Here is a 26,584-nt window from a genome sequence, read left to right as displayed (position 1 = left end):
ATAGATGCGATTGCTTTTACCCAGGCCCCCGGATTAATTGGCAGTTTGTTAGTGGGTGCGCAATTTGCCAAATCTCTGGCATTGGCTTTAGATAAACCTCTGATTGCTGTGCATCACATGCAAGCACATGTTTTGGCTAATTTAATTACGGAACAAAAACCGGATTTCCCCTTCCTGTGTTTAACTGTTAGCGGCGGTCATACACAAATTGTACTGGCTCATTCAGCGCTAAAATTAGAGGTTATCGGAGAAACTATAGACGATGCCGCAGGAGAAGCTTTTGACAAGACTGCCAAAATATTAGGCCTGAAATATCCCGGTGGTCCATTGATAGATAAATATGCAAAAGAAGGGAATCCGTTAGCATTCAAATTTGCAGAACCCCAAGTACCTGATTTGAACTTTAGCTTTAGTGGTATAAAAACTTCTGTCTTATATTTCTTACAAAAACAAATTAAAGAGAATCCAAAGTTCGTTGAAGAAAATTTAAACGACTTATGTGCTTCTATTCAACACACAATCATCAATGTGTTGATGAAAAAATTGAAGAAGGCTATCAAACAAACAGGCGTAAAACACGTGTGTATTGCTGGTGGCGTAAGCGCGAATAGTGGTTTGAGAAAAACGCTTACGGATTATGGCTTAGAAAATGATATTAAAACGTCGATCCCAGATTTCCAATATTGTGTCGACAATGCAGCCATGATTGCCATAACAGGTTATTATAAATTTCTTAATAAAGAATTTTCTGGTTTAGATGTTGCCGCAAGCGCACGTGCTAGTTGGTAAATTTTATTTTCAAAAGGCCATTTTGGCACTTCAATTGCTCTAGTGTTATTATAGATTATTGTCAACTGTAAATTTTCTAATTATTAAAAAGATAAAAATGAAAAAAATATTTATTACAGCTTTTACTTTTATAGCAGCCAGTCTGACTTTTACCGCGTGTTCTACGATGTCGCATACTGTAGATAAAGTAAATCTAAATGGAAATTATACCGTTTCGGATGTACGCGTAGAGGGCGTAAATACAGCCTCAAGCACACATACCGAAACTTTTAACGACGCAGGAAATACATCGGCAACTATTCTTACCCAAATAAAACTGAATACAACCGTTTTTGATGATGTTACACCCAATTGTTTTATTGGCAGTCAATGGGTATTACCACATAATGGCTACGGCACTTACACTATTCAAGATAATGGTGACTGTTATGCAGGGGTACGTAATATTATTTGGTCGGTAAGAACCGATGCAAATGGTCAAAAGAAATTCCAATTGAAAATTATAAATGGTCAAAAGGCCAGAAAAGTTACCGAGGGATATATTTTGGACGTTTATAATGTGACACAACAGGGCTTCACACTTGTTTCTCCGGTAACAGTTGACGGTCAGACAGCCTATGTCTACTACGATTTTACAAGACGTTAATTTAATACATACTTAAATTTAAAGCAGTAAATCAGATATGGTTTACTGCTTTTTTTATCTCATCCATTTGAGAAACATCTTTTTAAATAAGTGCCAAACTAATCTTAACTACAAAAAATAAAACAAACTTGGTATATCTTTTCCAGAACAGAAACAATGGTTTAGAGTTCTGCTAATTACTATTATAAATCATTGCGCTTATATAAGAGTTATTTTTGTTGCTTGCATCTCAGCAGGTTATTATTTAATCAATTAACTTTGCACCATGCAATTACTCGATGGAAAAATCGCTTCAAAAGCGGTAAAAGAAAAACTTCAGCAGCAAGTAAATGAAATTATCAGTAGCGGAAAACGCGCACCGCATTTAGCTGTAATTTTGGTAGGGAATAATGGCGCAAGCGAAACTTACGTAGCCAGTAAAGTAAAAACTTGTGCCGAAATCGGGTTTAGATCAACTATGATCCGTTTGGAAGATTCAGTTTCAGAAGAGGTCTTGTTGCAACAAATCATTACCCTTAACCAGGATGAAAATTTGGATGGCATATTGGTACAACTACCTTTACCTAAACATATTAGTGAACAAAAAGTGATTGCCACCATCGATCCTCAAAAAGATGTGGATGGATTTCATCCTATTAGCGCAGGCAATTTAATGTTGGGCATCCCTTCTTTTATTCCGGCAACCCCTTATGGCATTATGTTAATGTTGGAGCACTACCATATTGAAACCAAAGGCAAACACGCCGTGGTAATTGGTCGTAGCAATATTGTCGGTCGCCCAATGAGTATTTTGTTAAGTGGTAATAATCCTTATGGCAACTGTACCGTAACACTTTGTCATTCACATACCCATAATTTAAAAGAACTTTGTTTGGAAGCTGATATTATTGTCGCAGCGTTGGGTAAACCCGAATTTGTAAAAGAAGACATGGTTAAAGATGGCGCTATTTTAATTGACGTAGGTATTACCCGCATAGAAGATGCTTCTAAAAAGAGTGGCTATAGCATTAAAGGAGACGTGGCTTTTGCCGAGGTTGCGCCCAAAACGTCTTTCATCACCCCGGTTCCCGGTGGTGTTGGACTGATGACCATAGCAGGATTACTAAAGAATACTTTAAGGGCTTACGATTTAAGGACAAAATAGAAGATTATATTCCGATAGTCATTGGTTTAACGCAGTTGGAATGCTAAAAATCCAAATGACAATCAGTTCACCATAGACTTTTAACTTATAAAGAGCCGAAGGATTAAAAGAAGTAAATATTCAACCATATGGCTCTTTAAAAAATAAATTAAGTCGCTTGACATTTGCGCCTATCAAGTACTGTTACTTTTCACCAATCTATTTAATTCATAAATCTACACTATAAAGCATACATCATACATAGCATCTTCCCTCCCCGTGATGGAGTCTTTCTATACTATTCAAGGTGAAGGATTATATCAAGGCAGAGCAGCATATTTCATCCGTTTAGGTGGATGTGATGTAGGCTGCTCATGGTGCGATGTAAAAGACAGCTGGGATGCTGGCGCGCACCCGAAATTCTCGGTAGAAGAAATTGTCCATAAAGCGCTGGAGGAAGTAGCTGGCAATACCAAAAATATTATTGCAGTCATTACCGGTGGCGAACCTTTGATGTACAATTTAGATGAATTAACTGACGTTTTACACAAAGCAGGGTTTCAAACAAACATCGAAACTTCCGGAGCTTATGCTTTAAGTGGGAATATAGACTGGATATGTCTTTCACCGAAAAAATTTAAAGAACCTTTACCTGAAGTTATCGCAAAAGCAAACGAACTAAAGATAATTGTTTATAACAAATCCGATTTTGATTGGGCTGAAAAATATGCTGCACAAACTTCACCAGGATGCAAACTATATCTTCAACCGGAATGGTCTAAAGAGAAGCAAATGCTCCCACTGATGATTGATTACATAAAGCAACATCCGCAATGGGAACTAAGTGTTCAAATACATAAGTATATCAATGTGCCTTAAAACACCATTTACTTCCATACATCTGTAATTGCATGTGCCGAAGTATCTTGTGCAGAGTTAGGCAAATTATACATTTTTTCGATCGTCCGCAAGACATCAAAGTGATCAATTCTTTCATTATACATTCCGGGTTTCACCTGTTCGCCTATAAACAAAGTCGGTATTCTATTTTCTGCGGTGAAATCATCTTCATCAAAAGTAAAGATCAAAAGACTATTGTGTTTTTTCGCCCAATCGATGTAAGCACTCATATTTTCTTTTAACCAGATATCTCCGCGGCTGATGGCTGCCGAATCGCCAGGTTTACCAATATTGTGCATGTCATTATCCATATCAGGAATCGCAAAGGAAACGGTCGCTAATTGATTAAAATCTTTAGGAAAATAAGTCATAGGCAAACTCACTGAATCTGGAATATTATTTTCTTTTTCTCCTTGCCAGTTTACCCAAGGGCAATGTTTTCTTCCATAAACCTGTCCTCCAGTTAAAGCACTTATACTATCGTTGCAAATCTTGCTGCCGATTTCCGGCAGGCCTTGCGCATACCCTTTAAATGTAAAACCTTTTTGAATAAGGGAAGCACCCAAATTTTTGGTAATAAACGGAGAAACCGAATCAAGGCATTTATCCCCCGTGCAGTTTTGTACGCTGCCTGAATAGAATGCCAAATAGTTTGGCTGGCTTGGATGAATAACGCCGTGAGAATTGGTAAACACCGCTGCATCTTTCATCAGTGATGCAATAAATGGTGCATTTGCTGAATCTAAAATTTGGCTGTACTTGTGATTTTCATAAATAACCACCACCAAATGATCTGGTCTAGGAATCGTTTTCTCCTTCTGTTTACAAGAAAAAAAGATAACCATCGAGGTAAATGCCACCAAAGCAAATGTCGTTTTTTTCACTATCGTTTCTATTTATGCCAAAAAATTAAAATGCAATATACAAAACAAAAACTGTGTTTAATTACAATTAGAACATTTATTGGGGCTTTATCCATTCGTTATTATCTCTAAATGGTTAATATATGCAATATCTCTTTTATTTTAATTAGATAATTGATAGTGGCACAAAAGATGTAGTATAAATATAAGCAGATCATTATTCTCATTTTTCTACACTATTAATTTTAATGACTAAAAATAATTTTATGAAGACGAATAGACTTTCAAAATCTATAGAAGCGGCATTAAATGCACAAATGACAAAAGAAGCATATGCTTCTCAAATATACTTGGCACAAGCAGCTTGGGCTACTGCGGAAGGTTATGGAGGCGTAGGCAACTTCCTTTTCAGGCACGCACATGAAGAGCGTAATCATATGATGAAATTTTTAGAGTACATCTTAAACAGAGGCGGGAAAGTAACCGTCATGGCCATTCCGGCACCTGATAAGAACCCTTCAAATCTACAAGATTGTTTCAACAAGGTATTTGAACAAGAAGTAGATAATACCGCCAGCATTTACAAAATAGTAAAGATGAGCTTAGAACAGGAAGATTGGGCAACCTGGAACTTTATGCAATGGTTTGTAAAAGAACAGGTAGAAGAAGAAACGCTTTCATTAAATCTACTAGACAAAATCAAAATTGCAGGTGGCGAAAAAGCTACAGACGAAGCTCTACAGGAATTGAATAAAGAATTAAAAAATATGGCTGATGAAGCGCCAGAGGCAAGAGAGGCAACAACAGAAAATCCATAACTATATACAGGAGAATTAAAATAGAAAAACCACTTCTTGCATTTAACAGAAGTGGTTTTTTGTGAACTACCCACTCACGGCAGAGCCGTTGAGTTGGGCTCGGAGGTCAAACTTACCTAATGGTAACACCTTACTCCTTTTTTTAGTGTCCGATTTAGTCCCTAAATCAGACAGTATTTTTAAACCTTGTTTGTCGTTTACAACCCATCCAAACTAAAGCGACGGATGAGCTGCGCGCTTCTTTTTATAAAAAGATATTTGGACCTATCCTAAAGCAACTCTCACAAACTGAGTAACTTTTAAATCTTTACCTAAATATGATTCAACAGTTTGGCTCGCATCTTTTACAAAGGGTTGTGCCAATAAAGTATTTTCTTTAAAGAATGCATTTAGTTTTCCTTCAGCAATTTTTGCAATCATTTCGTCTGGTTTACCTTCCATTTTAGGATCGGCTTTCATTGTGTCGATGATTACAGCCCTTTCGCGCTCAACTGTTTCAGGAGCAATGCTTGCTGGATCGACTGCCAAGGGATTTAAAGCCGCAATTTGCATAGCAACATCCTTACCTGCTTCTTCAGCTTCTTTAGTTAATCCCACCAAAACACCAATACGATAAGCCCCATGAATATAGGAAGCAACATAAGGAGCTTCTATTCTTTCAAATCTGGCTATACCAATTTTTTCGCCAATTGCAGCCAATTTATCATTAATTAAATCTGCAACCTTTGAACCATTAACACTCGCGTCATTCAATTCTTCTGCAGATTTTACATTATTTGCAACTGCGGCCTCAGCAATACTTTTAGCAAAAGCCACAAAGTCTGCATTTTTTGAAACAAAGTCAGTTTCACAAGAAATATTTACCACAAACCCAACCGTATTGTCGCTATTAGTTAGTGCGACAACTACACCTTCTTTGGCTTCACGATCACTGCGTTTTGCAGCAACTTTTTGTCCTTGCTTACGCAACCAGTCAATAGCTGCTTCAAAATCACCACCTGTTTCTGTTAAAGCTTTACGACAATCCAACATACCTGCTCCGGTAGCTTGACGTAATTTATTAATGTCCTGAGCTGTTATAGCTGCCATAATTTTTTCCTCCAAATTATATTTATGAATTAAAATAAGAAGCCTGCAAATAGTGTTTACAGGCTTCTTTTATATTAACAATTATTAATTGATAACTATTAATTGTGTAATTATCTTTTCCCGCCTGCTTGAGGTCTGCGCGCTCCGCCACCTTGTGGTGCACGACGCTTAGGTCCGTTATTATTCCCTTCAGATGAGGACGAACGGCTACGTCCGCGATTTCCGCCTTCTGCTTCCGCTTCCGCTTGTAAACGAGCAGCTCTAGCTTCATTCTCATTATCAACTTCTTCTTCATCTTCTTCTTTTGCAGCTTGACGTTCAGCCAAACCTTCTGCAATAGCAGCAGTGATGTAGTTAGTAATAATAGCAACTGATTTGGTGGCATCATCGTTTGCCGGAATGGAGAAATCAACTTTATTTGGATCACAGTTGGTATCGACCATACCGAAAGTAGTAATGCCTAAACGTTTTGCTTCAGCCAATGCAATATGTTCATGTCCTATATCTACTAGAAACAAAGCTGCTGGAAGGCGACTCATTTGAGCGATCCCACCTAACACTTTTTCCATCTTATCTTTATCACGAGCTAAAGTCAGACGTTCTTTCTTAGTAAGACTTTCTGCATTTGCATCGCTCAATAATTTCTCAATGCTTTGCATTTTTTTCACACTCTTACGAACTGTGTTGAAATTGGTAAGCATGCCGCCCAGCCAACGTTCTGTAGCAAAAGGCATGTTTACTTTTTTTGCGCAATCAGAAACAATTTCTTTAGCTTGCTTTTTTGTAGCAACAAACATGATTTTTTTACCACTTTTTGCAATTTGCTTCATTGCTGCTGCAGTTTCCTGCAAATGATCAACGGTTTTATTAAGGTCTATGATGTGGATACCTTTCTTTTCTGCAAAAATGTAAGGTAACATTTTTGGATTCCACTTCTTCTTAAGGTGGCCAAAGTGTACACCGGCTTCGAGCAGTTGCTGCTGTAAAGAAGTATTTTGTTCCATTTATTTATAATTAAAAAAAGTTTAAAATATATTTTTTGAAGATTGAAATATTATTTTTTTGAAAAATAAAATACAACCCAAAACCATCCCGATTAACGTTTGCTGAACTGGAAGCTGCGACGTGCTTTTTTGTGACCAAACTTTTTACGTTCAACACTTTTAGAGTTGCGTGTTAAGTAACCCGCAGCTTTCAATGCAGGACGATATTCCGCATCTACTTCTATTAAAGCGCGAGCAATGCCCAATTTAGCCGCTTCTGCCTGGCCTTTTATACCACCGCCGGTAGCATTTATTTTGATATCAAACTTATCAATTCCCTCAATAGTTTTCAATGGCGCTTCCAACTGATTTTGCAAGTATCCCAAAGAAAAATATTGTTTATAGTCTTTATTGTTAACCGTGATTTTCCCACCACCACGAGTTAAGAAAACGCGTGTAACGGCTTCCTTACGACGGCCAACTGCATTTTTTTGTTTTTCCATTTTTTATGCTTAATGCTTTGAGCGTAATGCTAAAGCGATTTTTTAAAATTTTAATTCTTTAGGTTGTTGCGCTGTATGCGGATGGGTATCACCTGCATAAACAAACAATTTTCCGATCATTTTGCGGCCCAGTTTATTTTTAGGCAACATACCTTTTACCGCTCTTTCCATTATTACTTCCGGGCGGCGTTTTAATAAATCTTTAGCCACTTCTTCTTTTTTACCACCTGGATAACCAGAGAAGTTAATGTACTTTTTTTGGTCTAACTTATTGCCGCTAAAAGTTACTTTATCAGCATTAATAATAATAACGTAATCGCCTGTATCAACGTGCGGGGTATAAGAAGCTTTGTTCTTGCCGCGCAAAATGGCTGCAATTTTGGAGCTGATACGACCCACGGTTTGATTAGTACCATCAACGATAAACCAGTTCCGTTGTACGGTAGCCGCATTTGCGTGCTTGGTTGTGAAATGTAATTTACTCATTTTAATTTGTTTTACCCGACGCTATCCCGCCGGTTTTTATATTAAGGGTGCAAAGGTGAACCGAAAGTTTTGATTAAACAAGTATTTAAGGAAGTTTTTTTGATAGTGTTTATATAACAAATTGATAATCAATTAATATTTTGACTAAAAATTGATCTTAGACTTATGTACCCGCATTTTTTTTATCAGGTGGAGCGTAAAATCCAATTGATCAGCAAAATGCTGGCAATGCACGCGATGAATCCCGATTAAAGACACTGCGCCGATGCTATAAAAACGCCGCTTCCCCCGCTGGTTCCCTGAAAAGCATTTTCACAAACGCTTTTAACAATAAAGTAAGCCCCAATAGCAGTGTCAAGGAATTCGGTTACCGCCGGTATAAATGAACTTTTTAGTTCAAAAAATAAATGAAGATGTCATTGAACGAATTGGCAAGTATTTAAAATGAGATGTTCTTCGTCAATTTGCCCAACGCGCGTATAATTCTTTCCAAAGCAACCTGTTGTCTCGCCGAAAAACTGTTTCGGGTACATCCATTTCTATGGGCAACCAGCAACCTTCTGCAATTTCCGCGTCTAATTGTCCAAAGTCCCATCCGCAATAGCCAATGAATAATTTAATATCATTCTCCAAAAGCGCTTTCTTATTGATACTATCAGTAGCTTGTTTAAAATTCCCCCCTAGGTAAATAGAATTACATACAAATATCCCACCTTCAATTAAATCGGGTCGTTGATGAACAAAGTATAGTTTTTCCATTTCTACCGGTCCACCTGCATATAGATGAACGGATGGAGAGTTCCTAAATTCGATTAAATCATTGAGTCTTTTTGGGAATAGCTTGTTGACGATAAAACCAGAAGTTCCATCCACATTGTATTCGCTTATATAAACAATGGTCTTCTCAAAAATGGAGTGATCCAATAAAGGCGTACTTATTAATATGGTGCCTGCAGCTATATGCATGACGAATTTTTACAATTTAATCTTCAAACCTTTTGCAATTTCAGCTTTCGAAACTTCCCGCATCCCACCCGGCTGTATACTTTCCAGTGTGATATTTTCTATACGTACTCTTACCAATCTCAATACCGGAAAGCCAACATTCGCACACATTTTGCGAACTTGCCTATTTTTCCCTTCGTTTAAAATTATCTTTATCCAAGGTGCGGGAATATCTTTTCTAAAACGAATGGGTGGATGGCGCTCCGGCATCTTAGGTTCCTTCGTAAATATTTCAGCGATACATTTTTGAGTACGATAAATCTTCCCTGAAATATTAATGTCCACACCTTTTTGCAATTGCTCAACAGCCGATCCTGTAATGGCTCCATCTACTTGTAGCCAATATTCTCGACTATGCGCAAAATTTGGGTTCAGTAATTTATGGTTTAAGGAAGTATCGTTAGTCAAAATCAGTAACCCTTCACTATCAAAATCTAATCTTCCCACAGGATAAATATCAGAAGGGACCGGAAAAAAATCTTTTAATGTGTGCTTGTTATCCTGCGATGTAAACTGCGATAAGGTTTGAAAGGGTTTGTAAACAACAAAATACCTAGAATAGTTCAAAAGGGAAAAATTAATTTTTATTATAAACAAAGACAAAGGGTTTCATTCTGTCAGAAATAACTTTCTGAATGAGGAAGGGCGTATCAATTATTTTATAACGATTAATATCTATAATCTCATTTACAATACAAAACATCTCCATACTCTCTACCGTGTATAACACACAGTTAATAGAGTATACTTCTTTTTCAAATGCATCGACACTTGTTTCGAACGATTTGGATAATATTATTAAATCTCTTTTTTGCAACATAATTCAATACGCTATTTTTGCCTGACATAAAAATACACAATTATTTAATAAAACAATATTTTGGGAACAAAAGATAACAGTCCTATAGTTTTATTTTCACCGCTCGATTGGGGGTTAGGGCATACCACACGCAGTATTCCCATCTTGGAGGCGCTCATCTTGTTGAAATGCCATGTTTTCCTAGCTTGCGAGGAAGGGTCTGCCTGCGAAAAGATCTTAAAAGAGCGCTTCCCCCAGCTCCATTTTTTACCTTTAAAAGGCTATCAAATTTCTTACGCGAAAAATACGCAATGGTTTGCGATAAAATTATTTTTACAAATTCCCAAAATAATTGCGGCCATTCAACACGAGAAAAAAATGGTAAAAAGGTGGACAGAACAATACAATTTTGACACCATCATCTCTGACAATCGTTATGGTTTTCTACATAAAAAGGTGCATTCAGTTTTTATTACGCACCAATTGCAAATAGCAGCACCATTTTCTTTCTTAGAAAAGCTTATACAAAAGATTAATTATAGATATATAAATTCTTTTTCTGAATGTTGGGTTCCTGATTTTGCCGGGGCAAATAATATAGCCGGGCAACTCTCCCATCCTCAAAAGCTCCCAGCTACACCAGTAGAATACATTGGCCCTTTATGTCGGTTAAAAAAAATAACAAAGGAAAGAAAATATGATTTCCTTATTTTGCTTTCTGGACCGGAGCCACAAAGAACTGTACTAGAAAATAAGTTCATAGCAATAAAGAATAAGTTCTCAGAAAAAATAATGCTCGTTCGAGGATTGCCGGGAGGAACACCTGGCCTACATTGCGATGCAAATTTTACCATTAAAAATTATTGCGATGCGGAGGAACTGTCTGTTCTAATGGCACAATCTGAATTTGTAATTTGCCGTTCCGGCTATTCCACAATAATGGAAATTCTATACTTGCAAAAAAAATCCATTTTAATACCTACACCAGGCCAAACGGAGCAAGAATATCTCGCCAAAAAACTAATGGATCAATCTTGGGCTTATTCATTTTCTCAGTCGTCCGCAGATTATTATAATCAAATTCAAACGGCAAAGGGTTTCACCTTTTATCTACCACAGATTGAAGAAAGCTCACTCAAAAATTTCCTCGAAGAAAATATTCTAGACTAGAACTATCGTATTAAATGATTCTTAGGATAATCGAAAAACCAAAAAGCTTTCTTGCCTTTCTTAAAGCCTTTCCAATCGTCAATAGCCATTTTTACCGCATAAATACCGCAGGTAGGCACAATATCTACATGAACATTACATAAGTCATTTACAAAATCAGTTAGACCCGTATTATGAGAAAAAAGCGCTACACTATTAAATTGATTATCTATGTTTTGCACAACTTCATAAAAGGCCTTCGTTGTAGCCTGATATAATTTAGGTTCTATCAAAATTTTAGCTTGGGTAAATTCATTTGCAAAATAATGGCAAGTAGAAGCCGCCCGCTTTGCATCACTGGTTAAAAACAAATCAATTGATATATTTTTATTTCTTAGTTCAGTAGCCATCAAAGGTGCATCCTTTTTCCCACGATCATTTAATGGTCTATCAAAATCTGACTGAAGCGCATCAGCCCAACTGCTTTTTGCGTGACGAATCACAAATAATTCTTTCATCAAAAAATATTTTCACAAATACAAATTTATCATTTTCATACCAAAATAAAAACTGTTCTTTTTTAGATTAGAAGTAGGCTAAATTTCCTTTATTACGCATAAAAAATGATACAAGACAAAGAATTGCTTTTACCGGATTGAAAGAAATCACAGGCATTTTTGACCCAATTAATTGCCTTGGGACTAATACAACCCGCTATTGAGGAGCAAATATACCCGAACTGGCTTAACCGGCCAAGATTGTATTATTTTACCGGATCTGCATTTATCTATCAGAAGATAAAAAGACACAACGGCCTTTTTTTGAATTTCAGGGAACCAATTTTACGATCAATATCAACAAACAAAAACAAGAACCTACTTTACAAGGCGCAAAAGATGTACAAGTCTTTTCAAACCGAGCGTGGTATTTTATTTCCACAATTCTAAACACCAACGATAAAACGCAGGAAAGGCCGCGCGCCAGAATTTTTCATTGTGGATTCCATTATTGATAACATCTACCCTTGTTTTTACAGACGATATTTTTTGCAAAAGTCGTTGCGTGGCATAAATATTTGCGACCATACTATCAGGTTCTTCTCCGCCACCATAAAAATAAAATGAACTTTTATTTAAATTACTTCCCAACTTTTGCACTTCAACTTTCAGTTTTGGCGCAATCCAAAAAGAAGGAGAAAAGATACCTGCCAGACCAAATGATTTTGGATAATGTAGGGCACTGTAAAAAGAGATAAGTCCGCCCATAGAGCTTCCGGCAACCACAGAATATTTTGGATCAGACAATGTTCTGTAATGCTCATCTACAAAAGGCTTGAGTATTCCTGCCAAGAAAGAAGCATACGCCGTGCCTTCGCCCTTTCCAAACTTTTTGTTATTGTATGGGTTATATTCATTCATACGCAAAATACCACCGTTGTCAATGGCAACAACAATACATTGTTCATCCATCGGCAACGAATTAAGATATTCATCTACTCCCCACTCTCCGGAAAAAGAAGTGGCTTCATCAAATACATTTTGCCCATCTTGCATATAAATAACCGGGTATTTTTTATTTGATGTAAAATAATTTTGGGGAAGATATATCCACACGCGTCTACTACGATGTAATACAGCAATAGCAAAAGCCGTGTCCATAAAATGGACATTGGGCGCTGCCGTGCTTTTCTTTAATATGGGCTGAAAATTATCGGCCCAATTGGCTATAGGAACTATCACAGTAGAATCTTTGCCCACGACTATTGTACGATTATCAATACTTTGTCCCTTACTGCCTACCTCTGAATTTTGCCAATCTCCTCTTACAATTTTATATTGGTACTCACCTTTATTCAATGAAAGTATAACAGTATAAACGCCATTTTTGCCTTCTTTAAATTGAAAATCCTTATCCGAGGTATGCCATCCATTAAAATCACCGGCAATAAAAAACTGATGGGTTTTCGTAGGTATATTAGCAGGTATTTTTAGGTGAAACACTACCTTATATTGTGCTTTAGCAGGAAGGATATTTATCATCAATAAAATCAATAAAAGAAATAAAGCATATTTAATTTTCATAAACCATTTTTAATTGCCCCAACGAAAACTATTCTGGTGTAATCCGGCGATATCAACAATACGGTCTACGACGGTTTCTGCCACCTCTTCTATCGTACCTGGTTTGTTATAAAAAGATGGTGAAAGTGGGCAAATAATACCACCGGCAAGTGTTACCGTCTCCATATTTCTTATATGAATTATATTGTATGGCGTATCTCGTATGGCCAGGATCAACTTCCTTCTTTCTTTCAAAACTACGTCAGCAGCACGGGTTACCAAATCATCACTAACACCTGATGCAATCCGCCCCAGGGTCCCCATGCTGCAAGGTACCACAATCAATACATTATATTGAGCAGAACCAGAAGCAAAAGGTGCGGAAAAATCCTGCTTGTCAAAATATTTTACCGGGTAATTTTTAAAATCTTCATTCCCCAGCTCAGTAAGCCAAACATCCTTAGCATTACGGCTCATCACAACAGAAAGTTCCTCCCATTGATCTTTCAATTTGATCAACTTCTCCAATAAGATTTTAGCATAGATCGATCCGCTTGCACCTGTAATGGCTACAGCTATTTTATGTTTCATCTACGCAAGTTAGTGAAACGGCGTCTAACTTAAAAGAGATTATCTTTCCCTTCTAGAAATTGCTCATTTGTCCCATAACGATTTATTTATCCCATTCAATCGTTTGACCTTGGACATCTCTCGAATTGCCGCCTACCATAATATCAAATTTCCCACTTTCCCAATCATACTTTAAATCCGTATTATAAAATTCTAAATCATCCGGCGTAATATCAAATGTCACATTTCTCGATTCACCTGGCTTCAAAAATATTTTTTTGAATCCTTTCAATTCTTTTACCGGTCGGGAAATGCTGCCTACCAAATCCCTTATATAAAGTTGTACGACTTCATTCCCCCCATATCGCCCCGAGTTTACAACTTTTACCGATGCTTTTAAAGTCTGGTCTCCTTTTAAAGTAGTATCGCTAAGTTGCAATGGGCCATAAGTAAATTGTGTATAGCTCAGGCCAAAGCCAAAAGGATATACTGGATCGTTAGAAACGTCCAGATAATTGGAACGGAACTTTTCGAACCAATGTCCCTTTGCCAATGGACGTCCCGTATTCAAATGATTATAATATAAAGGGATTTGTCCAACGTTCTGAGGAAAAGTCATTGTAAGTTTTCCGCCAGGATTTACCTTCCCAAATAAAACATTCGCAATAGCGCTACCAGCCTCAGTACCTCCAAACCATACATCCAAAATTGCAGGCACATTTTTTTCTTCCCACGGAAGAGTCAGCGGGCGACCATTAAAAAGCAATAAAACAACTGGCTTACCTGTAGCAACCAACGCCTTTAAGAGATGCTCTTGTACATCTGGAATATCTATATTGGATCGGCTACTAGACTCCCCACTAAATTCTGCGCTTTCACCGAGTGCCGCTATTATTACATCACTTTTCCGTGCTACTCGCAATGCGTCATCCAGCAATGCTTTATCACTTTTGTTACTTCTATAAATTGTTTTACCGAACATAGTTGCCCGCGCTTGTAGGGCACTGTCTTGTGTGAGATTCGAGCCTTGTGCATATAAAACATTTCCATCGTTACCAACGAACTTTCTAATCGCCCTTAAAACTGAAGCATTCTCTTTTACATCGGCGCCCACACTCCATGTTCCACCCATTTGATTAGCCGCATCTGCCAAAGGGCCAATGATCGCAAAATTTCCGGAGGGCTTTAAGGGAAGCAAATTCTCTTTATTTTTCAATAATACAAAACTTTCTTCTGCTGCTCTTTTGGCGATTGCCCTATTTTCGTCAGTAAAAACCTCCGTCTTAGCTCTTTGTTCATTGCAATATTTATAAGGATTTTGAAATAGCCCCAATTTATACTTTGCCTCAAGAACCAAGCGACATGCATTGTTTATATCACGCAAAGAAATTGTATGTTCTTGTAGAGATTTTTTTAAAGTAGTCAGGAAGCCTTCGCTTACCATATCCATATCTACACCCGCTTTCAAGGCTAATGCAGAAACTTCTTGCAAATCACCCATTCCATGTTCTGTCATTTCCTTAATGCCTGTATAATCTGTAACGACAAACCCTTTAAATCCCCACTGTTTACGCAACACATCAGTTAACAACCAATGATTGCCAGTGGCCGGAACATCATCGACCACATTAAATGATGCCATTAAACTACCAACACCTGCGTCTACAGCGGCCTTATAAGGTGGGAAATAATCATTATACATTCTTATATGACTCATATCAACCGTGTTGTAGTCCCTACCAGCTTCCACTGCTCCGTATAACGCATAATGTTTTACGCAAGCCATAATATTTTCGTCGGAACTAAAGTCTCCTTGGTATCCTTCAACCATCACCTTTGCAATCTGGCTCCCTAAGAATGGATCTTCTCCACTACCCTCTGCTACACGCCCCCAACGTGGATCACGAGAAATATCTACCATGGGACTATAAGTCCAACAAATACCACTTGCACTTGCTTCTGAAGCTGCTACTTGTGCGGTTTTTTTAATAAGAGTAGTATCCCAACTACAAGATAATGCAAGCGGTATCGGGAACTGGGTTTCATAACCGTGGATTACATCCATGCCAAAAATAAGAGGGATTTTGAGCCTGCTTTTTTCAACTGCTATCTTTTGAATGTCTCTAATTTTTTCAACCCCTTTAATATTGAATAATCCACCTACTTCACCTTGTTGGATACTTTTTCCGATATTGGAATTATTCGCTTGCCCTGTCGTAAAGTCACCCGCACTAGGCAGATTTAGCTGCCCTATTTTTTCATTCAATGTCATTTTACTCATGAGCTTAGCAATATATTGATTCATTACTTGCTCTTGACTCTGCGATTGTGCATTTACAATTAATGGTAGAACAAATAATAATAGTACTACCCTTTTTATTTTAAACATATAGTGAAGTATTTAATCTAGTGATTAGTTTTCGGAGTGGTTTCTCATGAAAAATATTCAATTAATAATTCAAAAATATTTTCTTTACCACATATTATTCCGATTTTGTTATTGGCGAGCGTTGGGATACACCACTTGCATTTATCGCCTCAATTTGAAAATAATAGGGCGTATCCTTTTCCATTACTTTAAACCAATAATCATTCTGTCCATAAACCATTACACAGTTATATAGTTTATCGGCTTTAGTTCCAAAATAAATATTGTAAGCAAATGCATCGTCCGAAGTTTTCCACTTTAACCAGGCACTACGCGTATCCTTCTCCCCTCTTAAAACAGTAAACCCTTCTACCGGCCTCGGCTTTTCCTGATTAGCATTACCAAAGATGCGCAAACCACTTATGGCAAACTTTCCGGTGGGCATATGTATATTTACCAATTTAATATACCTGGCTTGTATTGGAGATGCCAGTTCGACATAATCTTGAGGAACATCATATTTGTTTTTGGATTTATCTTCCAATATTTTCCAATTCTTCCCATCAATAGAATAATACATCTTGTATTGAATGAAGCTGTTACTTTGTTTACCTAAAAAGGTTGCATCTTGATCAGCATAATTTATTTGAACTGCATTTACTGTACATATACCTCCTAAATCTGATTGTATAAACTCACCAGCATTCGCAGTTCTGGCACTCCAATAAGTTTGTATTCTTTCATCCACCGCATAATTGGGTTCATAACCACCCAATGTAGAACTAACAGTAACAGGTTTCTCATAGTTTAGCAGCATCCATCCGGTAAAATAAGTACTATCATAAAAACTGTTATGGCTTATTTTTTTTGAAGAGGGTAAGTAATGTGGGTAATCACCAAAAGCAGTATTGCACCACATTACATCCTCTTTATCAAAGCCTGCAGGCCAAATACCTATGCGTCTTTCAAAATTATTTTTAACCGCAATAGTCATTGTACTTACGTGCCAATAATTACCTTGATTGTCTTGAAAAGTAGCACCATGTCCAGCACCTCTCGCAAAACCGCCTGGCTTAAAACTCAAAGGGTCCGACTGTGGTGTAAAAGGCCCTAAAGGGGTAGATCCTACGATTACTCCATCAGCATAACCACTAAACTCTGTACCAGGGGCTGCATATTGTAAATAATATTTTCTGTTGTGCTTTGTCATCCAGGATCCTTCAATAAAAGGATCAAGAAAAGTATTGTCCATATTTTCACCAAATCGTTGCCAGCCATATTTCCAAGGTTGTAACAAGTACATTTCTTTTCTGGCACCAATAGGCCGTATTGTTTTTCTATCTAGTTCTATACCATATGTCGGATAGGTGTTGCTACTTCCATTGTAAAAATATAATCGTCCATCTGTATCAGTGAAAAAATCAGGATCCCATCCACCAATAGAAAAGCTATCTACCAATGGCTTCCATTCATTTGCTTTAGGATTTGTACTCATCCAAATTGTAAAATTATTTGTATAAGTTGAGCCAAAAACCAGCATTGTATCTCCAATAATACCAACTGCAGGTGCACAGAGTTCGTCGTAGCCTTTATTCCAAGGTCTCAAAAATTTTCGTGAATGAAACTGCCAATTACTCATGTCACTACTTGACCAATACCCCCATTGATTCGTCGAAAACAAGTAATAGTCGCCTTTGTAATTGACGATGACAGGATCTGCCGTTGCCCTATGGTTTCCCCATTTAGTGAAATTTGGAATAGGGGTATATCCGTAATCGATATTAATCGGGTTACAATAGGTTCTATAGTTAGTGCCACTAATCGCTTGCGCTTTCACTGTTATTTGCGCTATCAACAACAAACAAACTACTAAAACATTCTTTCTGTTCATGATTTATTCCTCCGGTATTTGATAGGAGATTCCAAGTTTTGTCAATCCATTCTTTACTTCGAGGCAGCTCATAAAAAGGTCCCACAAATAACCGCTTCGATAATTTTCTATCATTACGGCTATAGTTCCCTGATCGATCGCTAAATATTTCTGAGGAAACCAATTGGCAGTTTCACTAAACGCATCATAAAAACCATATTTTCCCCAAAGCTTTCCTCCTAATTTATAATAAAAATATTTTAGTGCAGCTAGAGATTTCCGAGGTGTATACGGGAAAGAAGAAAGTGCAGCAGTAGGAGATATCACCCCCAAATCACTTTTTAAATTAGGCGCATGTGCCGCATACCCATCCACAGAATAACTGGCTGTAAGACCCCAACTATCTTCGCCATATCCGACAAAATGCTTTGGGTTATCGACACACCATTGATAATTTATTCTAGTCATGTTTACGCATTCTTGTCCATAGTTACCATATTTGTCTTTTAAGCCAAATGGATCGAGTCCCAAAAAAGAATATTGCGACCAAAAAAGAGGCCCCCCATTAGGCAAATCCCCCTGATGAAAAAACTGTAATGGTATACCATCATAACTCGAGCTTTTCTTAATTTTTCCATTCATTGCCCAGCCATTGTCGTATACTTCTTTATCTATAGAATGAGTAGGCGAACTGGCACCTAAAATATAAGTGATAAGACATTCATTAAAGCCGTGAATAGGGAAGTTCATCTGCCATTGATACTGAGGACTCCAATGCCAATAAATTACTTTTTGCTGATGTGTATACCAATGGTAGTCTATGTTGATCCAAAGTGTATTTATTCTCTTGGCCAAGGCTTTTTCTTTCGTATTCCCTGCAGCCAAATATTGTCTTGCACACAACAATCCCTGGAACAGAAAGGAAGTCTCTACCAAATCTCCACCATTATCTTTTGTACCAAATGGCTTGGTTTTACCGGTTTTTCCGTTATACCAATGTGAGAAAGCACCATGGTAAGTGTCTGCATTTTCCAAAAAGGATACTATTTTTCTGAGTCTGAAATACAACTGCCTTTTTGAAATAAATCCTCTTTTTTCCCCCAAGAGTAAAGTCATTATCCCAAATCCGCTTCCACCGGTTGTGACTACATCTCTATCATTTTGCGGATAAATGCCATCCATATTTATTCGTTCTCTAGCCATCCCACTATTGGGCTCTGCTCCTTCATAAAAATAGTTAAAGGTTTGTCTTTGCACCATTGTCAAAAGAGTACTATCCTCCCTATTGCTATGAACATCCTTATAAATATGGTTTTTTACTTGTGCCCCTATGGGTTGTACAAGAAATAATAGAAAAGAGAAGTAAAAAATAAACTTCCAATTATTCTTAACGTTGATAATTTTGTTTTGAGTCAAAATTTAATATTTTTTTTGTCAGAAAAATAGTTCCACTTAATAGGTAAATCCAAGTTTAGTAAGTCCTTGCTGAATTTCAGGGGCACTCATAAACAACCGCCACATAAGCCCCGACCTATAATTTTCTATCATTACAATTTCAGGCCCCTGGTCAATGGCTAAATAGGAGTTTGCAAACCATAAATTATTTAAAGAAAAGGCATCTACAAAACCGTATTGGCCCCAAATTTTGTCTCCCAATTGATAATAGAAAAATTTGAGTGCAGCTATAGATTCAACCGGAGTATAGGGCAATGATGATATGGCTGCAGTTGGCGCTATTACACCAACATCATTGGTCGGCGAACTGGCAATATATCCGTTTTGAATGTCGCTTGCCGTAAGCCCCCAACAAAGATTACTATAACCGTAGTAATTGTTAGGATTGGCAATACAATAAGCTCTATTTATAAGTGTATGATTTTTCGTTTGTAAACTATAATCTGCATAAGCATCTTTTAGCCCAATAGGATCGAGACCCATAAAAGAGTAATGTTCAAAAAATAATGGCCCTCCTAAATTTGGTCCTAGAGGAAGCGTTATATTATAAAAAGCATTTCCATTCTTTATACTACCCATACTTGCCCAACCATTGTCATAAACGGTTTTGGCAATCGAATGTGTGGGCGAAGACGCACCCAGAACGTAAGTAATCAGAGCCTCGTTCCAACCTGAAACTTTAATGTTCCATATATCGCCCGTAGCAGTATAACTGGGATTATATTGCCAATAAATTGCATTTTGTGTTCCGTCCTGCGTAAACCAATTCCAATCAACAGCATTCCAAATAGAATTGATAGAATCTCTTAAAGCATTTTCATTTACATCTGTCGTATTATTAAAATATTGTCTCGCACATAATAGACCTTCCATTAAAAATGATGTCTCTACAATATCGGCACCGTTATTATTGCCAAAGGCAACCGATGCTCCGGTTGAACCATTAATCCAATGCGAAAAAGCACCATGCCATCTACTACACTTCGAAATTAAAAAATTTACAATTTTATTCAATCTTGCAACCGCATCAGAGCGTGTAATAAAACCGCGTTTCGCGCCAACAACCATCGCCATTATTCCAAAGCCTGTACCTCCCGTGGTAACTATGTCGCCGCTCGTATTTCTTTCACGAGCCATGCCACTAATAGGATGCCCAAAATCCCAAAAATATTTTAATGTTTGCTTTTGAACTAAATCCAATAAGGCACTATCAGAGATTTCCGGAAATTTTGCAGTAGAATCGATCTGCGTATAAAGCGTAGCACTTATAGGAGATTGAATAGTTGCGTTGCTTTTTGACTTCAAAGCAGCATTTATCGAGAAAGTAAATTTAGTTAATGGAGGTAGAGGGCTTTTAGGCTCAATGAGTATACTACTATCTTCATTTTGAAAATTTAAACTAATAGCAATTGGTGAGCCTGTGGTAGCATTTGCCAAACTAATACTGTTATTTGCCGAGGCCTCCTCAATTGGCGCAAAGAAAGAAACCCGAATGGCGGGAGTTGTAGCAACATTATAATAAGTAAAGCCACTATAAGTTCCATTTACTTTAAAGGAGGAAAGGTCAAAAGAAGAAGGTGGTGAAACTACCGGATTATTATCAGCCGTGCCTTTGCTGCAACTTCCTAGCGAAAAAATAATAAAAAATAATAAAACAAAATACTTCATTGCCTTGCCTTTAAAATAATATAATTTTAAAAAACCAAAGACCGCTTCAAAACCTGTAGAAGCGGTCCTTAAAATTAAATTGCGCTACTTTTTAGTTACAGACCCAGACCTTCTAATTGGTATAGTGCTTTGATATCAGACCCTGCTAAGGCTTTATCGTAAATCCTGACTTCATCAATCGTGCCTAAAACATTACTAGCCCAACCCTGAGCTGTCGTTGCGGAAGTCAAACTTGGACTGGTTTGGAACTGGATAGTTCCCAAAACTATATCCGGACAATTCGCAAAATTTGGAGCGCCAAAACCTGCTTGTACAGAACTACCCACCCGAGCACCGTTTACATAAAAAGTGAAGGTGCTAGAAGCATTATCATAGGTCAGTGATATATACAACCAAGTATCCCAAGGACTAGCTATGTGCCAGCTTGTAAGCCAAGCTTCCTTATTACCACCATCTCCAAAAGCATGAATTTTAAAGACTGAAGTCGTGGCTGCTTGTCCATCAAAAAACATGTCTAAATTTCCCCAAAACTGATTTTGATTTACAAAGGATATTGGCGTCTGTATCCCAACCGTATTAATGGCTGTATTAATCCAAAAAGCAATTGTCATACTGCTCAGTTGCTTGATTTTCGCAGTTGGTACAAATAATGCATAATTGTTTAATCCGACGGACAAGCCTTGACCTTTTATACCGACACTATAACCGGTGCCATACCCTGTAGCAGCTGTATTGCTGACACTATCCATTAGGCTCCCCTCAAAAGAAAAATGATCAATCAAATTGCCGCTCGCCACTGCATTCGATGAAGCATAGCCGCCAAAAGTTCTTGCCGGTTTATAACTATTGGAATCAAAACTTTTCTGGCAAGAAGACAGAAATAAGCAGGCCGAAATGATTAAACATCCTCTAACTGTTTTTATAAAATTTATTTTGGTCATATAATTGATGATTAATGATGATAAGAATTAGTATCCTTGATTCTGAACCAATACACCTCCACTTTTATCAATTTCCACTTGAGGTATTGGCCATACTTCATTTTTATTAGCTTTCCAGCCCAATGGACCAAAAATGGTAGCCGCACGACCTTGTCTAATTACATCAAAATACCTGTCGTTTTCCATCGCCAATTCAACTCTTCTCTCGTGCCAAATATCGGTTCTTAATGTAGTCTGATCTGTAGTTGTAATTTTTGGTAAATCAACTAACGGGTTGACACTTTGTGCTCTTGCCCTTGCTCTTACCATTTCTAAAGAAGCCAAAGCATCTGCCGTATTGCCTAATTGGTTATTGGCTTCTGCATTCATCAGCAATACATCGGCATATCGTAATACCCGAAAATTCTGATCAGCTCCTTGATTATCTGCAGTAGCTACCGCAAATGGCACATAAGTTTTCATATTATACATTGTTGGTGCGCCCGCACTTGCCATGGGTACAGCATCGCCACTGGGTGTCACCGTCCCCTCCATCATTACCGTCGCTTGTAATCTTGGATCACCTGTTTCAAAAGCATTTACTAAATTTTGTGTAGGAACATCGAATCCCCAGCCAGCATTCGCATCTCTGTTGCCCTGTATTTGTGCATACTGAGAATTAGACAGGTCCCCGTTCCCTGCAACATAATTACATTGAATCTCAAAAATAGACTCACTACAATTTTCATTGGCAATTCTAAACATACCATAATAATCGGGGAATAAAGAATAAACACCAGATTGCATTACCTGTTTGGTATAGGTCAATACATCGCTCCATTTATTTTGATACATTGCTACCTTTGCATGCAATGCTAACGCGGCACCTTTAGTGGCTCTGCCTATATCGGCAGGGCCATAAGTGGCTGGTAATACGGTGGCTGCATCGGTCAGATCTTGTTCAATTGCCAAATAAACTTTAGCCGAGCTAACTTGTTTGGGGTTTAGTTCTTCTGCTGTAGAAGGCAAACTCAACACCAATGGAATATTACCAAAAGCCCTAACCAATCTAAAATAAGAATATGCGCGGACAAATTTTGCTTCTCCGATATATCGTGCTTTTAAACTTGCATCCATACTTATATTGGGCAAATTGTCAATAACTTCGTTGCAAAAGTTGACATTTTGGTATTGGCCTATCCAAAAGCCATCTAATTGACCTTCAGAAGCTGTAACCGTAAAATTGTCGTACAGATTAACATAGGTAGCATCGTTGGCCACACTACCTTTTACTGCATCATCGGATCCCATATTTTCCAGGCAAACAGGAGCCATTCCAACATTATTCCAACTGCGGAGGTTGGCATATATTGCGGTAACGGCCCTACCTGCAGTAGCTGCGTCCGCATTGGCCCAAAACGCCGTTCCGGTAGGCTGTCCTTGTAGTGCGGCCTCAGCACCTGTAAAACTTTTTGAACAACTGACCAATAAAATGGAAATTATTATCATTCCCAATATACTAAAAAGCGGGGTTGACTTTTTATTCGAGAATTTATTTTTGCGTATCATAGAATTTATTTTAACTTAAAAAGTAAGGTTTACACCAAAATTGTAGATGGCAGATAATGGATAAACATTATTATCTATATTTCGATTGCCAGGGCCTCCGCCTGAAACTTCAGGAGAAAATCCGGTATATTTCGTAAATATAACAGGATCCTGCGCATTGATATATACTCGTAATTTTTCTATACCTAATTTTTTAAACCCAGTTGCATGAATAGTATAACCCAATTGTGCATTTCTTATTTTGAAATAACTGCCATTTTCTACATACCAAGAATTGATATAATAGTTTTGGCCTCCTCCTAAGTTTACTGAGGGATCGGTATTAGAGGTGCCCTGCCCATGCCAACGATTGTCAAAAAAGTTTTGAGTGAAATTCTCGTTACCATATCTCAAACCCTTGTTAGCATTATAAATACTTACACCTGAAACCCCGCTAAAGTCTAAGGCCAAATCAAAGTTTTTATAGGAAAAACTTGTATTAATACCATAGAAAAATTTAGGGTTAGGATTACCAAGCACTTCACGGTCATTGCCACTAATAGAGCCTATTCCTTTATTGGATAACTTGGCATATTTAAAGTCACCGGGTTGTGCTGTAGGCTGATATAAATTACCATCGGCATCTTTATACGCTTGTACTTCACTTATTGATTGAAAAATACCAATTACTTTGTAGCCATAAAATACACCTATGGGTTCACCCAAAGTGGTAACAGTACCTAATTGACCACCCGTAGAAGCAGCACCTCCTGAATAGGCCTTTTGATTACCACCTGGTGTGTTTTGCGTAAATCTATTCTGATTATAAGAGATATTGCCACCTATGCTATAATTAAAATCCCTACTTACTTTATCGTTCCAATTGAGCGATAACTCGAAACCATTGTTTTTTAATTTACCAATATTTTTAATCAACTCTGTTTGAGATGTTCCATCTGAACCTAATAACTGTAAGCCGAAAAGGAAATTTACTGTACTTTTCACGTAATAATCAGCAGTTGCACTTAACTTGTTATTAAAGAAGGCCGCATCTAATCCTATGTCTGAACCTTCACTTTTTTCCCAATTCAATGGTGCTGGTATCAAACTGGCAACACTTTGGCCTGCCGAGATAGTACCGGAATTCCCATAAATAAAGTTTAGACCGGCAGAAGTAGCTTGCTGGATACCCGTATTTGACGGGATACCATCGTTTCCAATTACCCCCCAACTTCCTCTTATTTTCAAAATATTGAATACTTTTTGGTTGCTCATGAAATCCTCATTAGAAACTATCCAAGCAGCCCCTATGGATGGAAATAAAGCTCTTCCGTTGTTGCTGGTAAATACGGAGCTTGCATCTGAGCGTAAAGTACCTGTAAGTGTATATCGGTCTTTGTAGGAATAGGTTGCTCTACTAAAATAGGATGACCTTCTAATTAAAGAAGGCAGATCTGATGATGTAGTTGTTTGACCTAAACTTAAATACCAGGTTTGTGGATTTGTACTAAGGCCGCCATCAACTGCGGTTCCTGTAAGTCCGTAAGTAGAAAGTCTTTGTGCTTCCTGACCCAACAATATTGTAAGGTTATGATCACCAAACCTATTGGTATAACTAAGCGTATTATCTACAATCCAGTCTTTGGCCGTATTATTACTTACACTGAGCGTGTTATGCGTACTTACTTGATTTGCATTTGCTCTATATATGGGTGCAAAGTTCTTACCGTCATTTTCATCATAATTGCCGCCTATACTACTACGCCAAGTCAAGTGGCGTAAAAACTTTACATTTAAATAGGCATTCCCGGCGGCATAATAATCTCTTGTAGTAGAATTGTTATAATCTAAAGTTACTTGCGGATTGGACACGGATGAACCTAAACCATAATAACCCGGGTCACCATACGCACCATCGGCAAATCGTACTGGTATCACCGGCGGGGCCGTATAAAGTTGTCGCCAAATACCACCTGGGGGGTTTTTAGCATTGCTATATTTACCCATAATATTGTATCCAAAACTGATGTTTTTGGTAATATTTATATCTTGAGCAAAACTCAAAGTATATCTTTCGTAATTATTGGTTTTGAGGATTCCTTGTTGGTTCAAATAGCCAAGTGATAAATTGAAATTATTTTTCTCACCGCCGCCATTAACAGAAATATTATGATTGGTGATGATGCGATTTCTTAGGGTCTGGTCGAACCAATTGGTACCTGTACCAAATTGTGAAGAATCTAAAAAATTGTTACCTCCACTGGTTCTCGTTAATTCGTTGAACAATATGGCATAATCATGTGCATTTACCATCTTTGGAAGATTATTGGCTACTTGATAGCCCACATAGCCATTATAGTTAACATGGGTGTTGCCATTTTTTACACCTTTTTTGGTTGTAATCAATACCACTCCATTGGCGCCGCGTACACCATAAATAGCTTCACTAGATGCATCTTTTAAAATGCTAATCGTTTCAATATCAGCAGAGTTGAGAAATGATATATCATCTAACCAAACGCCATTTACTACATAAAGTGGTTTGGGATTTCCTGCATAAGTCCCAAGTCCTCTAATGGTAATGTCTGGAGAAGATCCTGGCGAGCCACTATTCGTAATTTGTACGCCTGCTACCTTGCCCTGCAGGCCGCTCAAAGGGCTTACCGATGCTTGTTTGGCAATTTCGTCCCCTTTAATCACGGCGACGGAACCGGTAACATCAAGTTTGCGTTGCGTACCGTAACCCACCACTATTACGTCGCCAAGTGTTGCAGCCGCAACTGTGTGCATTAAAATAGTAAGGGAGCTATTTTCGCCAACTGTAACAAATTTTGTTACATAGTTTATACTACTTACGATAAGTGTCTGGCCTTGCGACACTTGTAATGAAAACTGTCCTAAACTGTCAGCAATGGTTCCTCGATTGCTTCCTACGATAGAAATAGAGGCATTCCCAATAGGAGCATTCGTAG

The 26,584-nt window shown here is 37.8% G+C and carries 24 protein-coding genes; 6 read left to right on the top strand and 18 right to left on the bottom strand.

Going from position 1 to position 26,584, the window contains the following annotated elements:
* The 4 genes from tsaD to ACQR30_RS14320 form a co-directional block, all read left to right on the top strand.
* Positions 1–789 (top strand): tRNA (adenosine(37)-N6)-threonylcarbamoyltransferase complex transferase subunit TsaD (gene tsaD, locus ACQR30_RS14335; RefSeq protein ID WP_429736304.1); only part of this gene is annotated, 789 nt, incomplete at its 5' end.
* Between the two features lie 97 nt (positions 790–886).
* Positions 887–1,435 carry a hypothetical protein gene (locus ACQR30_RS14330; RefSeq protein ID WP_429736302.1) on the top strand — a complete coding sequence of 183 codons (549 nt, stop codon included), beginning with the start codon at positions 887–889 and terminating at the stop codon, positions 1,433–1,435.
* Positions 1,436–1,700: 265 nt separating this feature from the next.
* On the top strand, positions 1,701–2,579 hold the full coding sequence (locus ACQR30_RS14325) for a bifunctional 5,10-methylenetetrahydrofolate dehydrogenase/5,10-methenyltetrahydrofolate cyclohydrolase (protein ID WP_429736300.1): 879 nt from the start codon (positions 1,701–1,703) through the stop codon (positions 2,577–2,579).
* A 261-nt stretch (positions 2,580–2,840) separates the two neighbouring features.
* Positions 2,841–3,437 (top strand): 7-carboxy-7-deazaguanine synthase QueE, encoded by a 597-nt coding sequence (locus ACQR30_RS14320; protein ID WP_429736306.1) that lies wholly within the window; start codon positions 2,841–2,843, stop codon positions 3,435–3,437.
* Positions 3,438–3,445: 8 nt separating this feature from the next.
* Here ACQR30_RS14320 and ACQR30_RS14315 read toward each other — a convergent pair whose 3' ends face one another.
* Positions 3,446–4,342 (bottom strand): alkaline phosphatase family protein, encoded by an 897-nt coding sequence (locus tag ACQR30_RS14315; RefSeq protein ID WP_429736298.1) that lies wholly within the window; start codon positions 4,340–4,342, stop codon positions 3,446–3,448.
* Positions 4,343–4,587: 245 nt separating this feature from the next.
* Between ACQR30_RS14315 and ACQR30_RS14310 the strand changes: the two genes are divergently transcribed.
* On the top strand, positions 4,588–5,139 hold the full coding sequence (locus ACQR30_RS14310; protein ID WP_429736296.1) for a ferritin: 552 nt from the start codon (positions 4,588–4,590) through the stop codon (positions 5,137–5,139).
* Between the two features lie 264 nt (positions 5,140–5,403).
* On the opposite strand, the gene tsf is transcribed toward ACQR30_RS14310, so the two are convergent.
* From tsf to ACQR30_RS14275, 7 genes are all read right to left on the bottom strand, one after another.
* On the bottom strand, positions 5,404–6,228 hold the full coding sequence (tsf, locus tag ACQR30_RS14305) for a translation elongation factor Ts (protein ID WP_429736294.1): 825 nt from the start codon (positions 6,226–6,228) through the stop codon (positions 5,404–5,406).
* 110 nt (positions 6,229–6,338) lie between these two features.
* Complete coding sequence (gene rpsB / locus ACQR30_RS14300) at positions 6,339–7,232, bottom strand: 30S ribosomal protein S2 (RefSeq protein ID WP_429736292.1); 894 nt, start codon at positions 7,230–7,232, stop codon at positions 6,339–6,341.
* A 92-nt stretch (positions 7,233–7,324) separates the two neighbouring features.
* Positions 7,325–7,714, bottom strand: coding sequence for a 30S ribosomal protein S9 (rpsI, locus tag ACQR30_RS14295; RefSeq protein WP_429736290.1), 390 nt, complete (start codon positions 7,712–7,714; stop codon positions 7,325–7,327).
* A 42-nt stretch (positions 7,715–7,756) separates the two neighbouring features.
* Complete coding sequence (gene rplM, locus ACQR30_RS14290) at positions 7,757–8,200, bottom strand: 50S ribosomal protein L13 (protein WP_429736288.1); 444 nt, start codon at positions 8,198–8,200, stop codon at positions 7,757–7,759.
* Positions 8,201–8,659: 459 nt separating this feature from the next.
* Entirely contained in the window at positions 8,660–9,166 is a 507-nt protein-coding gene (locus ACQR30_RS14285) for a YqgE/AlgH family protein (protein WP_429736286.1), read from the bottom strand.
* Positions 9,167–9,175: 9 nt separating this feature from the next.
* Positions 9,176–9,772 (bottom strand): pseudouridine synthase, encoded by a 597-nt coding sequence (locus tag ACQR30_RS14280; protein ID WP_429736284.1) that lies wholly within the window; start codon positions 9,770–9,772, stop codon positions 9,176–9,178.
* 10 nt (positions 9,773–9,782) lie between these two features.
* Entirely contained in the window at positions 9,783–10,025 is a 243-nt protein-coding gene (locus ACQR30_RS14275) for a hypothetical protein (RefSeq protein WP_429736282.1), read from the bottom strand.
* Positions 10,026–10,085: 60 nt separating this feature from the next.
* On the opposite strand from ACQR30_RS14275, the gene ACQR30_RS14270 reads away from it, so the two are divergent.
* On the top strand, positions 10,086–11,174 hold the full coding sequence (locus tag ACQR30_RS14270) for a glycosyltransferase (protein WP_429736280.1): 1,089 nt from the start codon (positions 10,086–10,088) through the stop codon (positions 11,172–11,174).
* 2 nt (positions 11,175–11,176) lie between these two features.
* On the opposite strand, the gene ACQR30_RS14265 is transcribed toward ACQR30_RS14270, so the two are convergent.
* The 10 genes from ACQR30_RS14265 to ACQR30_RS14220 form a co-directional block, all read right to left on the bottom strand.
* Entirely contained in the window at positions 11,177–11,671 is a 495-nt protein-coding gene (locus tag ACQR30_RS14265; protein ID WP_429736278.1) for a SixA phosphatase family protein, read from the bottom strand.
* A 411-nt stretch (positions 11,672–12,082) separates the two neighbouring features.
* On the bottom strand, positions 12,083–13,234 hold the full coding sequence (locus ACQR30_RS14260) for an alpha/beta hydrolase-fold protein (protein ID WP_429736276.1): 1,152 nt from the start codon (positions 13,232–13,234) through the stop codon (positions 12,083–12,085).
* 9 nt (positions 13,235–13,243) lie between these two features.
* Positions 13,244–13,804: a UbiX family flavin prenyltransferase gene (locus tag ACQR30_RS14255; RefSeq protein WP_429736274.1), complete on the bottom strand. Its 561-nt coding sequence runs from the start codon at positions 13,802–13,804 to the stop codon at positions 13,244–13,246.
* Between the two features lie 82 nt (positions 13,805–13,886).
* Positions 13,887–16,172, bottom strand: coding sequence for a beta-glucosidase BglX (bglX, locus tag ACQR30_RS14250; protein ID WP_429736272.1), 2,286 nt, complete (start codon positions 16,170–16,172; stop codon positions 13,887–13,889).
* 94 nt (positions 16,173–16,266) lie between these two features.
* The gene (locus ACQR30_RS14245) at positions 16,267–18,042 is read right to left on the bottom strand and encodes a family 43 glycosylhydrolase (protein WP_429736270.1); all 1,776 of its coding nucleotides are present in this window, start codon (positions 18,040–18,042) and stop codon (positions 16,267–16,269) included.
* Between the two features lie 3 nt (positions 18,043–18,045).
* Positions 18,046–19,437, bottom strand: coding sequence for a glucoamylase family protein (locus tag ACQR30_RS14240; RefSeq protein ID WP_429736268.1), 1,392 nt, complete (start codon positions 19,435–19,437; stop codon positions 18,046–18,048).
* Positions 19,438–19,473: 36 nt separating this feature from the next.
* Complete coding sequence (locus ACQR30_RS14235) at positions 19,474–21,144, bottom strand: glucoamylase family protein (RefSeq protein ID WP_429736266.1); 1,671 nt, start codon at positions 21,142–21,144, stop codon at positions 19,474–19,476.
* Positions 21,145–21,239: 95 nt separating this feature from the next.
* Positions 21,240–22,085 (bottom strand): LamG-like jellyroll fold domain-containing protein, encoded by an 846-nt coding sequence (locus ACQR30_RS14230; protein WP_429736264.1) that lies wholly within the window; start codon positions 22,083–22,085, stop codon positions 21,240–21,242.
* 27 nt (positions 22,086–22,112) lie between these two features.
* Entirely contained in the window at positions 22,113–23,573 is a 1,461-nt protein-coding gene (locus tag ACQR30_RS14225; protein ID WP_429736262.1) for a RagB/SusD family nutrient uptake outer membrane protein, read from the bottom strand.
* A gap of 75 nt (positions 23,574–23,648) precedes the next feature.
* The coding region (locus ACQR30_RS14220) for a SusC/RagA family TonB-linked outer membrane protein (protein ID WP_429736260.1) at positions 23,649–26,584 on the bottom strand (2,936 nt) is incomplete at its 5' end.

The sequence above is a fragment of the Arachidicoccus sp. genome, assembly GCF_050436765.1.
Classification (GTDB): domain Bacteria; phylum Bacteroidota; class Bacteroidia; order Chitinophagales; family Chitinophagaceae; genus Arachidicoccus.
This window is presented reverse-complemented; position numbering and strand designations above follow the sequence as displayed.